Source organism: Ottowia sp. (assembly GCF_047601385.1).
Lineage (GTDB): Bacteria > Pseudomonadota > Gammaproteobacteria > Burkholderiales > Burkholderiaceae_C > Ottowia.
The window spans coordinates 3952707-3967522 of the sequence record NZ_JASGJP010000001.1; the positions used below are offsets into that span (position 1 = coordinate 3952707).

Genomic DNA, 14816 nt, shown 5'->3' on the forward strand with positions numbered 1-14816 from the left:
AGACGCTGTCTCGGAGTTCGAGCGAATTGCGAGCGGCCTGACGGCTGCTACGCTGGGGCTATCGCTGCGCCGGCTTCCTGAAACCCCCGTTCAAGCAAGACGGGTCTCAATTCCTCCAGCGCATTGGCCGGTACACCGAGCCACAGAAGATTGCGGGCGCGAGTCACGGCAACATAGCCGATGCGCCCGACTTCGGTGTCTACGCCGGCCAGCAGCGCATTGGCGTGTTCCCGGTTCGCCAAGTACAGCACAGCATCAAGGCTTTCGCCCTTCGCCTGATGGACTGTGTCCACTCGGATGCGCGGTGCGTCGTCGTTCGCTGCCAAGTCAGCGGCGGTGATCAGCGGCGCATTGGGCAACCCCCTTCTTGCGAGCTTGTTGCCCAGGTTGTTGGTGCTCGCCAAGCCGTGGTTTTGTGCGATATGGGCCAGGAATATCCTGGTCCGTTCCAGCAGTAGCGGATGCCACTGCGTGTCCCCGGTCAATGTCGCGGCCGGTAGCCCCGAATCCGGATTGCGCGTGAATGCCCAAACGAGCCGTCGCAGCATTCGATCATCCGGATAGCGCGCGGGCTGCGTGATCCTTGCCACCAGTCCTTGCGGCGGGTTGGCAAGTAGACCGACGATGCCGGAAGCCACCAGCTTGAACGCGCCGAGATAGTCCTGGTGCCGGTCGCGCAGGATGGCGGCCTGTGCAAGAGCCTTGACGGTTCCCTGGCCTGGCGCCCCTTCGTTGCCGCCGAGTTTGTTGGCCATGTCCCGGGCGCGGCACAGCACGGCTGAGCGTTCCAGCTTCAGGTCGGCCGCCAGCACCGCCGCCTGGAAAGCGGCGATGAGGTTCTCGCGTTCGGCGTTCCGGTAGGACACGAAGAAAGCGCCATGCGTCGTATCGGGCACTAACCTGTCCGCGGTGTCTGCTCGCGTTGACAGCCGATTGGCCAAATCCAGAATCGCTGGCACAGACCGGAAGTTCCTGGTCAGGTGGAGACTGTTGACACCTTCCCGCTGACCGTACCGTGTCAGGAATGCCCCATTGGCACCGGCGAACTCGTAGATGCCTTGGTTTGGATCACCGATCAACGAGACCTGGCAGCCCGCACCGACAAACTGCTCAATGATGGCCTGATGAGCCGTACCGATGTCCTGCGCTTCGTCGATCAGAATATGCGGATAGCGGCGGACCAGGGCGCGCAGGATGCCGGGCTGTTCTGCCAGGGTGCGATAGCACCAGTAGCGCCCGAGGTTGTGTGTATAGGCACCTACCTGTCCAAGACGATGCACTAGGCGCGTCGCTTGCGCGGTATCCAGCCTAAGCGTCCGGTCGTTGTCCGCGTAGCAGAAATGGACACCGTTGTTGTCGATGCCAACTTGCATCTGCGTGATCTCGCGAGGATACGTGTTCGTCTGGAACCTGAAGCCGCCCAGGAATGCTTCCCCGCCCATCACAAGGAATGCGGCCTGCTGCGCACTCATCGTGCGATACGCGTGTGGGCGCAGCACGTTGCCGGTGATGAAGGTGTCTAGAGTGTCGATCTCGACGCGGCCGTGGGCGACGCTGGAGGGCACCTCCTGGACCAGATTCTGGTATTCGCGCCGAAAGGTATCCACAGCGACATTGGAGAACGACAGGAGAGCGACGCGACCGCGGTTATCACCGAGTTGTCGGCGCATCTGCGCCAGTCGGCGTACGGCGGTGAACGTTTTGCCGCTGCCAGCGCAGGCAACTACGGACATCGGTGCGATTGGTGCGCCGATGACCTGCAACTGCTCGTCGGACGGCTGGGCCACTACTCGGGCTCCTTGACTTGGCAGGCGTGGGTGATTGCCTCGCGGATGTAGTCCGGCACTACGCACGCGGCGCCATCGGCAATCACCTGCGCGAGTGCCTGGCCGAAGCGGCCTTTCTGCACGTTGTTTTGCGGGCGCTCAAACATGCCGCTGAAAAGGGCGCGCGCCTTGGCCGCATCGCCTTCCGCGGCTTCGACCGCTACTGCGACGGTTTCGCCGATCTTCGGGTGCAGTTCCTTGAGAGCCGCCAGCATCGCGACACGGTTGTCGGCATGCAGGGCCAAGTCGTATTCGAGTGTCTTGAGACCGTGGAATACCTTGACGAAGGCATCCTCGCCTTCCTTCATCTTGGCGGTGTTGTCCGACACCTTCACAGCAGTACCGGGCGCGGGGTAGGCAGCCTGCAGTTCTCCGTCGCCGTCGGGTTCGCCGACCGGGTCCGCGTCTGTTATGACAGCGACCGGGATCTTCAGTGCTTTTTCGCCGAACAGCGGCAGGAACGAGTCGAAGTTCAATCCTTCGACGCTGATCAGGCTGACACCGTGTTCGCGCAGCCTATGCCCGCACTTCTCCGCTAACACGCTCACCAGCATCAACTCGGCCGCGCCTTCGACGAAGATGACACGGCGGGCAAAGAACAACTCGGCCCGGGTCACGTCGAGGTAACGTTCCAGCTTCTCTCGCTTCCCTTTGCCGAAGGCGATCGTACGCGGAAAGAATGTCTCCACGGAGCTCCCCGTATCGACCAGGCAGGCAAGGCTGTCGAGATCGGCGATGCTGGCGAAGTTGGGGGAGTGGCTGGTAACGAACAACTGGACAGGCTTCTCGCCTTCGACGGCTTTGATAGTCCCCAGATAGTCCAGCAGTACCGCCTGAAGTTGAGGGTGCAGGTGCGCCTCCGGCTCCTCGATGATCAGGCCTCGATAGCTTGCTTCCGGGTTCTTGGCCAGCTCGCTGAGCACGACGGCCATGAAGATCAAGTTGTTGAAGCCGAGCCCGTTCTGCTCAATCTCGAACGTGTCCACCACCAGCGACAGGCGCGACGCCAGCCGCTGAAAGTCGCTACCGCTCAGGCCAAGATCCAGAATTTGGGCAAGCTGCGGCCCAAGCATCGTGCCGTGCCGGTTCTTGATGGCTGTGTGAGTGTTGACGACAGGCTCGTGCTTCTTCAACTCCTCGTCGAGCTTCTTCAGCGCGTCGTTGATGCCATCGCGTCCCGCGTCGTCAGCCAGGAGCTGAAACAACCGGGCCAATTGGCTGGTGCGACTGGGCTTGAGTCCTTGCGAAGCGTCCCGCAGCGGTGGCAGATAGACACCGCGCAAGTTCTCCATCATGTCTGCGGTCAAGCCCATGTCCTCGTGGTCGCCACACCAGCGCTTGGCACGCAGCCTTCCAGTCTTGTCGGCTTCCGAGTAACGGATGGTGATATGCGCTTCGAGCTTGCCGAGTGTGTCGGGCTTCAGCGCTGCCAGGAAGTCGGCCTCGTCATCCGGGTCCAAATCACGAAAGACGTACTGGAACTCGATGTCGCCCGCCGGAGCACCGTCCTTGGGCCGGTGCATATCCTCGCTGTCGAGGCGCGGGTACGGCTCATCATGCCCCGCAAGCAGCGCACGCAGTGCATCGACGACAGCGGTCTTGCCGACGTTGTTAGAGCCGACCAGAACGTTCAGTCCTGGCTGGAAGCTCAGATCAACTTTCTGTAGTTTCCTGAAGTTGGATATTCTCAGTTGTGCCAGATACACCGATGAGGTCCTCCTGCGGCCTGTTTCGTGAGTCGGTCGGCAGCCAAGATTGTCGTGTCGGTGTCACGACAATTGGCTTCCGAGAGCACACGTGGTTCGGCCGACCACCACTACTCCATTGATCTCCAACTACCCGAGCAAAGCGCGTAGGTTGTCGCGAACGAGGTTGGCCACATTGGTCGCAGGCAGCCCATGCAAACGGCCCAGCGACTCCACTACGCCCGCCACATCGGCCGGCTGCGAGGGTCTGTCGCCGGCGCGAGTGAAGGGACCGTCGGTTTCCGTCAGCATCCGATCCAGCGGGATGGTCTGCATCATTGGCGCGTGTTTCTCATTGCCAAGCATTCCTGCGTTGATCGAGAAGTAGCAGCCCAACTCCAGCGCACGCTTCGCCTCGCTCTTTGTCCCGGTGAACCAATGAAGAACAATCTTGCCGCGCTCGGGTGGCAGATGCGCCTCGACAAGATCAAGTACCGCCTTGGCTGACCTGATGCTGTGGACCGTGATCACTTTCCCACCGGCCTGAGCGCAGCGCTGCAACACATGCTGGAATACGCGCTTCTGCGCATCGAGTGACTTGAAGAACCGGGGGCCGGCGTCCAATCCGACCTCACCGATGTAGCGCGTCTCCGCAAGGTATCGATCCCACAATTCGATTTCGTTTTCACGCTCCGCGACCAACTGCGGATGCAGCCCAAGTGCCGCTCGAACATGCTTCGTTCGCTGCGCGAGTTGGTGATTGCGAGGCCAGGCGCGCGGTGTTGTCGTCACCGCCAGCGTGAACACGCCGGCCGCCTCCGCGTCCCTAACTGCCACGGCATGGTCCGGGTAGAGATCGAGGTGGCAGTGGAAGTCCACGAGGCCGGTTGAAGAGATCATGCACGCATCCTCGTCAACTCGGTTTCGCCTCGGCGCCATCAATGAGCCGCGCAACTTCGCCAAGCCCGCGCCGATAGACATCGGCAAGCTCATCCAGATGCTCGGCTTCGTCTGCAAGCGAGCCCGGTTTGTGAATCAAGAGGTTTGCGAGCTGCGGTTTTTCCCTCAAGCGCTCGATTGCGTACTGAAACGACCTGACCTGTACTCCGGTCGCTTGGCGCGTATCCAACGGCTGGGCGTGAAGGTCGGATACGGTGTACGTCGTCGGATCGCTTCCCGTACCCCATGCTGCCTCCAACGCTGCGCGGCGGATCAGACATGGCAGACAGTAGCCGCAGTGCTCGATGCCATGCCCTAGCCATCGGGCTTTGGCGGGGGACGAGCACGACAACGAATCTGGCGCCAGCTTCTTCAAGAGGGCTGGGTTGCGGCAGGCTGCGGCCATCTCGCCCTTCGTCTTGTCCCAGTACGGATTCTGAACTTCGCCGTTGATGCCGAGTTCGCCGAGTAGGTCGTTCCACCTTGCCATGTAGTAAGGATGCGTAGTTCGAGTGCTGTTCGAGCCCAGCCGCAAAGGGTCCAATGGCACATTCAGAGCGATCAGACCATTCTCGGGTACGCGCAGTACAAAGCGGTGCCCCAGCCCAGTGCCCGCGAACACGCCGAGTGCGAAGAACAGGAACGACCTGCCGCGCGTGCTGTCTTCCGAGCCAACGTCGGCCACCAAGCCTTTCTTGAAGGTCATGCCGACACGCAGCCGCTCGAAAGACGACTTGGCATACTGCTTTCTCAAACCCGTGAACAATTTGCCTTGCGCGTCGCTGATTGAACCTTCGCCAAAGTGACTGATCAGTAACGGTGTGGCACCATCCTCCAACAGGTCGATGGCGCCAATCAAGCTGTCCAGCCCCCCGGAAAACAGGCTAACGGAATCAAAAGGGAGAGCGATCAGGCTCGGAGGCGCTGCCTGGGCGATCGTCGCAAATCGGGTCGGACGCGCCCTGAACCCGATCATCCAGCGATCACCTGTCAAGAAGTCGAGCGATTTTTTCAGTGTCAGTGCTGCCGCATTCCACCGAGTTGGGTCGCTGACTGGCACAACCAGTCGTATTTCGCGCGTCCACGAGTCCTGCGACTGCCCGGCACGAGAGATGCGTGTGTCTGCGGCATGAACGTGGGCAGCCAGCACCAGAAGGTCGATGCCGATCTCCGAGGGAAACACACCGATCTTTTTCAAATCGGTCAGCGCTCCGCCAATGCCGTGACCCAAGGACTTCTCGCCAAGGACGAGTTGCAGATAAGTCCTCTGCTCGTCGGCACCCGCCGTCACATCGAGGTGATCGTCAGGACCGAAGCGGCCCGCGAGGAGTTGGCGCTTCATTGGTTGGCCTCCGCATCGCCCAAGGTCTGCAAGATCGCGAATGCGGACTCGTACACGGCGTCCACGAAGCCTTGAATCCGCTCTGGCGTGAGATTGGGTGTCTCTGCCCTGGCACGAGTGAGCGCGTCGCTTACCCCGCCTCGGATGAAGTCGCGCAACTGCTGCTCGACGCGGTGTGCAGCCTGCGCGTCCGCTGGCATGGTCACGGCCTTGGTGCCGATGTCGTTGCAGATGCGCGCCTCGATCGCATGGGTGGCATACAACTCGAAAACCGTCTGCATCTGGTCCGGGGTGAACGTGGCAAGGTCGGTGAGACCTTCACTCGCCAGTTCAACGATGGTTTCGATGTAGGCCTCGCGGGCGATGCCTTCGTCAACCGTTCCCGCGCCCGGACAGATGTAGTCGGCTAGGCCCACGAAAATTTCGGTAATCGGGCGACCCGCCAACGATTCCAGGTCCAGCGCTCGCAACGCCTCGCGCACACCCCGAGTTTGCGCATCGGCCAAGAAGCCGAGGAGCCGCGCGCCGGAACTCCGAGAGGCACCCATGCGTTGGGCAGCTTGGCGCGCGCCCCCGGCGGACGTCGAGACGTACTTTGAGACGGCGCGGCCCAGGCTGGCCCGGTCGCTACCGCCGGAGCCCGCGAATCGCGTGAGGTTAGAGCGAGCGCCGGCGAAGCGTTGCGGGTCCGCCGTCCGGGGAATGGGCGGGCGGTTCGGCGGCACCGGTGGCGTGGCACCATCCGCGGGCGCCTGGCCGTCCGGACCTGCCCCATTGCCAGGAGGGGCAGCAGGAGCGTCACCGCCACCGGCGTCGCCCAGCCATGACGGAACAAGCGGTGTTCCGCCGCCAGGGCCGCCGTAAGCCGTCGAGGTTCCCATCAACGTCCTCCCTTCAGATCCCTGAGCGCTGCTTCGGCGCTTGCCTTGAGGCCGGGGTTGTTGGTGACCTTGCTCCAGTCTCCCAGTAGCTTTGTCAGACGCGTGGCGCATTCGGTGTCTTTGATGACACCCTGCCAGCCGCTGACCGCCCAAGGCCCGCACTTGCCGCTTGGCAGTGCCTCCAAGAAATCCATCAAGCGGGTCTGAAGGCCAGGCTGCGCCTTCACGAGGACAACGAGGCCTTCGGTACCTGCCGGCCTGGTGTCGAAGGTCCCCGTGCTCATGACCTTGCTGCGCACGGCCTCAAATACCTTCTCGGCTTCGGGCTGTACGAGTTGCTTCAACTCGGCCTCGTAGCCTTGGACAGTCATCTTGCCCCCGAACAGCTTCTCCACCACGCCAGCCAAGTGACCCAACACGGATACCGGGCCGAAGTAGTCCTTCTTGTCCTTTGTCACGAACAGGTAGGGGCGCAGATCAAGCCCCGACAGCTTCGGCGAGAGGCGCACCCAGTCGCGCACCGTCTCCAGCGACTTCCACTCGGTCAACACGGCGCTGTCGGGTGCGGGCGGTGGCTCGTTGGCCTTCTGCCCCTTAGGCTCACCATCTTTGTCGCCAGCCGTCGCCAAACCCTTTTCCAGCGCTTCCAGGTCTTCGCACAGCCCTTGCGGATGAACCGCCGCAACGAACGCGATCTGCTCGAACAACCTCGGGATGAAGCGTTCCGCGAGCATGAGCTTCGCGAGCACGGGGAGCTTGATGTCGTCGCCGAAACCGCGTGCGCTCGCGGTGCGCTCGCGCAACAACAGTGTGTTGAGGAAACGCTTGATCTGTCGCGGGTTGCCCTTCGTACCACTGGCCAGGATCGGACCGATCTGGTCGCTGAGCGCAAGCGCATTGTTCGCCTTCTCGGCCTGCTTGCCGAGTGCCGTCTTCACGGTCGCTGCGTCCAGACCGCCGCTGGTCCAAGGCCGCTTCAGCTTTTCCCGAGCGACGGCGATCAGCTTCCCGTAGTCTGCGTTGTTCTCGCCGATCTCGGCGCCGGTCAACAACAGCGTGACGTAGATCCGCGTCTCGGCCTCTCCCAAGGCCGGGATGCGGAACGGAACCTGGATGAGCTTTTCGAGATAGTTGCGAGCGTAGTCACGCGGTCCGGTGCTGTCCGGCAGATCGGGGAAGTGTTTGCGCACCGCGTACTCGATCATCGCCTCATCGGCCGCGACGACGAACGCCGTCCGCGCGGTGAACACAAACAGCCGGATGGCTTCGAGCGTTTCAATGGCGGTGTCGGGCAGGCAACGGTCGAGGTCATCGATCAGGACAACGAGCTGCTTGATGCCTGCATCTTTCAAGAGCTGGTCGAACGCCTTGCGGAACGCCTCCACTTCCTCCGGCACATTCTTGGACTCGTCCGGCTTCAGCAGGGCCTTGGCCTCGTCAATGGCCGTCGAGATGTTCTCTTTCGTCACGAGTTTGGCGGGGTCTGCCGCCAGCGCTTCGAGCGAGCCGACGACGGCTCCGATTTGCTCGGGCGTCGGGATACCCGTGAAGGCGGTCAAGGCCAAACCACCGGCTCTCTTGGCGACCTTCAGCCAGTCGATACGGCGGAAGACATCCTTGACGGCCACAGCCGCCTTGTTCAACGCTGGTCGTTTCTCGACCAGGCCCGTGACGATCCCTTCGATCAGGGCTATCTTCGCGTCCTCAAAGCCTTGAAAACGCCACCCATTGAATTTGAGACACAGGACATCGTTCTTGTCTGCAAAGCCCGCCTCGATCATTTCGAGCACGCTGGACTTGCCCGCCCCCCAGTCGCCGTGCACGCCGATCGTCACCGGATGATCGGGCTTGGCACGAAGCAGCCCGACGATCGTGGCAGCGATGGCCTCGTTGTTCAGCAGGTCGACTTTGGTTTCGTTGTCGGTCAGGATCATTTTCCTTGTCCTCTTCCTCGGTCCGCGTTCGGCAACGCCATCAGCACCGAGCGGATCGCCTTGCATATCGCGTCGCGTGGTCCGTGCAGCCTGAGTCCTATTGTCAGTTCGAGCTGCACACCGATGCCGCGTCGTCCCCGATTGCAAATGTTCTTCGGGTCTGTGGCGGGGAACGGGTGATCCTCGCTTTGGGCATCGACTCCGATCCCATGCATCGCTTCTCTGATCGCCAGCTTCAAAGGTCCATCAAGCCCGCCGAGGAGAACTCGTTGATCATCGCCGCCGCATCCGTGAATCGCAACGACGTAATCGCACTTGGACAGGAGTTCCAAACAACGCGGTTCGTCGAACCGATGGCTTGTCAGATGCAACGTTGAATAGTTGCCGGACTGCCTAATTCCTTCAAAGGAGTAGAGATTGAAGTCTCCTCCAGCCACGCCGCGGGCGATGTCCGACGTGTACTGCTCGATCCTTCCTCCATGTGGCGCAATGACAGCGATCGACGACGCCGCGACCGGACGCACAAGCACTCTGTAGTCCTCACCTTCGGCTTGGGCTTTGGCTAGATCGGCATAGCCCCTATAGCTGGAGGCGAGGCTGCTCATTCTTGATTCCAGTGGATCTTTGACAGGTTCTTGGGTGACATAGCGATCGCCTGCATCTCAGATCTTCTTCTCGGCACCGGATATGGGATGGACGTAGATGAGTCCTTTGGTTTGCGCCGCCTTGACTTTGCGATCAATCATCTCCCGCAAACTCAGGTGCCCTTCCAGTACCAAGATCAGATCCTCGCCGTCGATGAACAGCGTTTGAATTTCCTTGCCCATTACGAGGCTACGAATAACCTCTGAACTAAAGCCATTCACTGAAATGAACAGGCCGCGTCCATATAGTTTGCCCGCCACTTTGCCGGCAAACTGGTAGACGGGCTCGTTGCTTGCAGACCGTTCCTGCCACTTCGCTTCAATCAGATAGTGTTCCCCGTCGAACTTCACTGCGCCATCGACCTGCTCTCCGTTTACGCGGAAAGCCTCGGTGGTCTCCAGATGAGAGAGGCGTGACAACTCGGCCAAGATCCGTTCCAGCGCGTACCCGCGCTGCTGCCGTGAGGTCTTGTCGGCGAGGAGATCGAGGTATTCGGCGCGTAGTTGATCGAGCGACGCTGTGGGTTGCTGGCGAGCTGCCTCCTGTGCAGCTCTGCGCTCGCGATCGGCCTTGATCCTGGCGTCTCGAATTTCCTGCAGTTGGCGGAGATGCTCCAGATTCTTGTTGGCTGTGCTGCGGTCCAGCTTGCGTAGCTTGTCGAAGTAGTACGGGTCGAAATGCGACCAGCTCAGTAGCGATTGCAGCATCGCCCGGAATGGGCCAAGGCCGTTGTCAGAACGTGCTGCGAGTGCGGAGAACAGAGCATCAACTACTTCATGTCGCTTGAGGGCATTCTCGCCCTCGATCTGCAACCGCGCGATCTCCGCCTTCGTGCATCCGTGCTTTTCGAAGAAGCCCACAATGTCCTTGCGTGGCCAGAACAGGGACAGGATGCAGTCCTTCATGCAGCCTTTGATGTCGGCGGGAAAGTTCATGTCGCCGATCCTCAACCGATCCGAGCCAGCAGTTGCTCTATCACGTCACAGGCCTGCCGCTGCCGCAGTGCCCGTGCTTCACGCAAATCTGGCTCGTCGCTTTCGCCCAGCTCGAACCTGGCGACCGATACGGGGCCATCCTTGCGGTAGCCCTCGATCTTCTCGTCGCCTGCGAAACGGCTGCGCACGATCGCCAGCGAGGCCTCTATGACGGCACCGTGCTTGCCACCGCGCTCGTTGCGGAAGGCTTCGGCCACGGCGGCCATGCCTTCGGGCGCGTGCTCGATGCAATAGATCAGATCGTGCGCGTCCTTGCGCTCGAAGCGCTGTTCGAACGCGAAGGACTTCAGGCAGGTGAAGCTGACGAGATTGGCGTGCTTGATCTTCTCGGTGACCACACCATTGCCGCCCAATAGTTCGGCCTGGATTTCCGTGACTTGGTGCAGGTCGAAGACGATCGACGAGTGCGGGATGTTCAGGGCCGAGATCGTCCCTTCGGTCGGCAACGGCTGTACTTTGCCGCCGGCGAGTTCCGGTGCGTCGGCCAGCAGTTCGAGCACCATCAGAGCGCCGTGTTCGGTACGGGTTTGCCAACGCCACGAAAGCTTCTTCCCAGCTTCGTTCTCGGCACGCTCAAAGCCCATCTTCTTGAGGTTGTCCTCCAGCGTGTGATAGGCGTCGGTGTCAGCCAGGATTTGCAAATCGATCACGATGTCCACATCCAGCGTGCCGGCGTGCGCCGGCACCGCGGGTGGCCGTGCGGCGACCAGATACCGCGGTGTGAGCCCGCCGACCAGGTAGACCGAATCCTTCCACGGTCCGAGACCGCGCAGCAGCGTCACGAGGACACGTTCGCAGTCCACGGTGTACTGGTCGCTGTAGCCGTCGAGCGTTGCGGGCTTGGCCATCAGAAGCCGATCCTTTCTTTGCGGAAGTGCTCCGCCATTTCCTTGGAGCGGCCTTCGCCACGCAGCAGGTCGAGATAGATCTGGATTGGGCTCGCCAGCCATAGGTCGTCGATCTGCTCGCGGAACAACAGTTCGCCTGACGACTTGGCTTCGATGACCCCCAAATTGGCGCCCTCATTGACGACACGCGCGTCCAGGTCACCGATCGCGGCATCGGCGTTCGCGCCGATCAGCACGCGCACCCGCACTTGGGAGACATGAGAAATAAACGGCGCATAGCGCTGCGCGGCGGCTTCGTGGCTGATCGCGTACTGGACCTCGTGCGCGTCGAAGACCTGGCCGATTCGCGTCGCCAGCGTGTCCGCCTTCGTGCCCGGCACGTAGTACCGCCGCACAGGTGACGGACGGATGGTGGCGAGCTGCTTGGCCCATGCGTCCAGCAAGGCCGCCGGCTCGCGAAGGTGGCGCTCCTTGCCCGGGCCTTGCCCACGCACTACCAGCCAGTCGAAGCGCTCCAGTTCGGTCAGCACTTGGGAGGCGGTGGCGGGCGACACCGTCGCCTGCTGCGCCAACTCGGTGACGCCGAACCACTTCTGATGCCGTACCAGCAGGGCGTGAAGCACCTGGGCACGTCGCCCGGTGAACAGCGTCCGCACCGACTTCGCCAGGGCTTTGGGGGGCGGCTTGTCGATATAGAGGTACGCACCGGGGGCGGGTAGGTACAGGCTGCCGCCGCTGTCGTAGTAGCCGACGCGCTCGCTTCTGAGCAGTTCCTTCGCGCCGGGGGAGATGGACTCGGCGACGAGGAGTGGCAAGGGGTTCTCCCGCTGCCCGGTGGGCCTCCCGTGGCTCGCCGCCCGGAGTTGCCAGATTACTTGGCGGACATCTCGCGGAAAGACGGCCTTCTTGGCTTCAAGCAACAGGACGAACGGCTTCCCAGCAACGTGCAAATCGACCTGCGCGTCGTACCCGCGATCGCTGTGCTGGGCGGCTGGCTCCTGGGCGAGGTCGGCCTCTACCTCGGGTAGCTCCCGCAGGGCGTCAACCAAGCGCGCAATCAACTCTCGTTCAGTCAGGGTGGACTCAAACATGTAGCGCGGAGCCTTGTTCACTGTTCAGTAAATATGCGAACTCTACCGAAAATTCAGCCGAATGGCAATTTTTACTGTGCAGTGAAAGAGCGACGGCAGCCTACAGCCCATGCCGAGCCCCCTGTCGGGCGTCACGGCGTTCCGCCGGCGGGCTCGCGGGCTGCGCCCCGCGCTACGTGCCGAATCGCGGCCATTCGGCTTTGACCCCTGACGCCACCGGCCCTCCCGGGCCTGCGCGCTCCGCTTACCGGAAACCCCGCATGCGTGGGGTGGTGTGAGGGGGCGTCGGGTAAGAACCTGGCGTTGCCGCCACATTCTCCCCAAAGAACCGTACGTGACAGTTTCCCGTCATACGGCTCAAGCCTTCCGAAGCCCCGTTGCCGGAGCCGGCTTCACAACGTCAAGACCAAAGCTATGGATTTGCTGATGGCAGTTCGGATGCACCATGACCAGGTTCGCCGATTCGCTGCGTCCGCCATCGACTCGTCGGACGATGTGATGGACATGCTAGCCACTTTCCTTCGTGATCGACTGGCCGCAGACGGGGCATGTACCACCTTGTGCCTGCCACAGGTGCAGCAAACGCTTGCGGCCTGCCAGACCAACCTGCATCTTGAGGCCCAGACGTTCCTCGAAGTAGGTTTCCCAGTCAGGATCGAACGGATTCGCACCCATTCGGATCATGGTATGCCGCCTGATGCGGGTGTCGCCTGCCTTGCAGAGTTCGACCCAGTACCCGTTGCCGGAGGGGCCGTCATCCTTGCAGGCAAAGACCCAGGAACGGCGTCCGACGACATGGAAGTAGCGTCTGCGAATCCACGTTTTCTGCTTGCTCGGGTGCCGCCGCCTGGCCCATCGCCAGAGCGCGTGCCAGATGTCGTCGTCCAGAGAGGTGAAGATGTGGCTGGCGACCACATGCCGATGGAAGTTCGCCCATCCCCGTATGACCGGGTTGAGCTTACGGATCAGCGTGGCCTGTGCAGCCGTCCTATGGGCTTTGATGATCCCCCGGATCTTGTCGATGCATGCCTTGTAGTTGGCCGCCGATGGCTTGATCAGCAGCTTCCCGTTGTAGACACGCACGTTCTGGCCCAGGAAATCGAAGCCATCGCCGATGTGTGTGACCCTGGTTTTCTCGGCGGATAGTGTCAGTCCGCGTTCTGCCAGGAATCGCTCCACCAGCGGCTTCACTTCATTGACCAGCAATTCCTGAGAAGTGCCAGTGATGACGAAGTCATCCGCGTACCGAATGAGGTTCACCTTCGGGCTGATCGTCTTTCCTTTTCGCCTTTTCTCGCGGAAAGTGCTCGACAACAATCGTTCGAGTCCGTCCAGCGCGATGTTGGCCAAGGTCGGAGAGATGATGCCGCCTTGTGGTGTTCCGGCTTCGGTGGCGAACCATGCCGAGTCTTCCATGTAGCCGCAGTCCAGCCATTGCTTCAACAGCCGCTTGTCCATGGGCACATTGCCCAGAAGCCACGCATGGCTGATATGGTCGAAGCATCCCTTGATGTCCGCTTCGAGAACCCATTGCGCCGCACCTCGCTTCCCGAGCGCCCTGAAGCAGCGCTCGATGGCGTCGGCAACGCTGCGCTCTGGCCTGAAGCCATAGGAGCAACCGTCCGCCGTACATTCCGAGACTGGGAGCAGGCCGAGCAGGTACAGGGCCTGCATGGCGCGATCCTTCATCGTCGGGATGCCAAGCGGCCGGCGTTTCCCGTTGGCCTTGGGAATGTAGACACGTCTGAGCGGCAAAGGCCGATAGCCCCGGCGCCCAAGACCATCAACGGCCCGCGACTTCTTCTCCGGCGTCTCCCATGTCACACCGTCCACGCCTGCTGTTCTTTTGCCTTGGTTTTCCGTCACCCGCCTCACGGCCAATGCCTTGGCCGAGAACGAGTGGGTCAGCAGCCATTGCAAGGCCTTGACCTTGCCCCAGCGGCCTTTCTGTGTCGCCTTCACGATACGTGCCTGTAGCCTTCTGACTTCCCGGTGGCAACTGGCCCAGTCGATGCTGTGCCAGTCGTTGCCGACGCCGGAGAGCGCACCCGCACAAGTAGCTTGTGCCGTCATCTGCATCCTCTCCTTCGAAGGTTATCCAAACGATCTCGTGATGAAAGACTTCGCGGAAGTCTGCCCGCTTTCGCGTGAGGTGATGTTGCCGAGGGCGCAACCTCTGTCCACGCCATTACAGCGCGGCATTCGCTTTCTCCGCGTTCCTCTACCCGCATTCCCATCAACGTTCCTTGCGGTTCGCCTGCCCTCGCGGGCAGGAATACGGGCTTACCATGTTTCGCATGATTCACAGGATCGGGTTAGGTTGTGCCTGTCCGCCGGTAGCTGTAGGTGTCCGTGCATCTCCAAAGACCAAGAAGATGGCCATAGCTACGCCCCGTTTTGGGAAAGAGCCTGTCAGCGCCTTTGGCTCCATGAACATGACGACGTTTATCAGCACTTCACTTGCGTTAACCATACCGATCAGCCTAGCGACCCATCCGCATTGACGCTCACAGATGCAGCTTTCGCCTCGCGGCTTCAGCCTGGCTCACGCCGGTCTACATTGTCTCGGTGGCTCCACACGCCGTCGTTGCCGACCACGCATGCACCGATAGGCTACTGATGACGGAACA

The 14816-nt window shown here is 61.4% G+C and carries 10 protein-coding genes and 1 pseudogene; all 11 read right to left on the minus strand.

What is annotated here, in order from left to right:
* Positions 1 to 47: 47 nt before the first annotated feature.
* The 11 genes and pseudogenes from QM772_RS19075 to ltrA all read right to left on the minus strand — a co-directional run bounded on the left by QM772_RS19075 (position 48) and on the right by ltrA (position 14259).
* Positions 48 to 1787 (minus strand): UvrD-helicase domain-containing protein, encoded by a 1740-nt coding sequence (locus tag QM772_RS19075; protein ID WP_415139326.1) that lies wholly within the window; start codon positions 1785 to 1787, stop codon positions 48 to 50.
* On the minus strand, positions 1787 to 3532 hold the full coding sequence (locus QM772_RS19080) for an ATP-dependent nuclease (RefSeq protein ID WP_415139328.1): 1746 nt from the start codon (positions 3530 to 3532) through the stop codon (positions 1787 to 1789). Before QM772_RS19080 ends, QM772_RS19075 begins: the two co-directional genes overlap by 1 nt.
* A 129-nt stretch (positions 3533 to 3661) precedes the next feature.
* Entirely contained in the window at positions 3662 to 4411 is a 750-nt protein-coding gene (gene qatD, locus QM772_RS19085; protein WP_415139330.1) for a Qat anti-phage system TatD family nuclease QatD, read from the minus strand.
* A 13-nt stretch (positions 4412 to 4424) separates the two neighbouring features.
* Positions 4425 to 5792: a Qat anti-phage system QueC-like protein QatC gene (gene qatC, locus QM772_RS19090; protein ID WP_415139332.1), complete on the minus strand. Its 1368-nt coding sequence runs from the start codon at positions 5790 to 5792 to the stop codon at positions 4425 to 4427.
* A complete protein-coding gene (gene qatB, locus QM772_RS19095) occupies positions 5789 to 6673 on the minus strand; it encodes a Qat anti-phage system associated protein QatB (protein ID WP_279885726.1) in 885 nt (294 codons plus the stop codon). The genes qatC and qatB overlap by 4 nt, the downstream gene beginning before the upstream one ends.
* Complete coding sequence (qatA, locus tag QM772_RS19100; protein ID WP_415139334.1) at positions 6673 to 8607, minus strand: Qat anti-phage system ATPase QatA; 1935 nt, start codon at positions 8605 to 8607, stop codon at positions 6673 to 6675. Before qatA ends, qatB begins: the two co-directional genes overlap by 1 nt.
* Positions 8604 to 9212, minus strand: a complete 609-nt coding sequence (locus QM772_RS19105; protein WP_415139336.1) for a poly-gamma-glutamate hydrolase family protein — start codon at positions 9210 to 9212, stop codon at positions 8604 to 8606. The genes qatA and QM772_RS19105 overlap by 4 nt, the downstream gene beginning before the upstream one ends.
* A gap of 57 nt (positions 9213 to 9269) precedes the next feature.
* On the minus strand, positions 9270 to 10187 hold the full coding sequence (locus tag QM772_RS19110) for a restriction endonuclease (RefSeq protein ID WP_415139338.1): 918 nt from the start codon (positions 10185 to 10187) through the stop codon (positions 9270 to 9272).
* Positions 10188 to 10198: 11 nt separating this feature from the next.
* A complete protein-coding gene (locus QM772_RS19115; RefSeq protein WP_415139341.1) occupies positions 10199 to 11095 on the minus strand; it encodes an antitoxin in 897 nt (298 codons plus the stop codon).
* Positions 11095 to 12186 carry a hypothetical protein gene (locus QM772_RS19120; RefSeq protein ID WP_415139343.1) on the minus strand — a complete coding sequence of 364 codons (1092 nt, stop codon included), beginning with the start codon at positions 12184 to 12186 and terminating at the stop codon, positions 11095 to 11097. The genes QM772_RS19115 and QM772_RS19120 overlap by 1 nt, the downstream gene beginning before the upstream one ends.
* A gap of 357 nt (positions 12187 to 12543) precedes the next feature.
* Positions 12544 to 14259: pseudogene (gene ltrA / locus QM772_RS19125) on the minus strand (group II intron reverse transcriptase/maturase).
* Between the last annotated feature and the right edge of the window lie 557 nt (positions 14260 to 14816).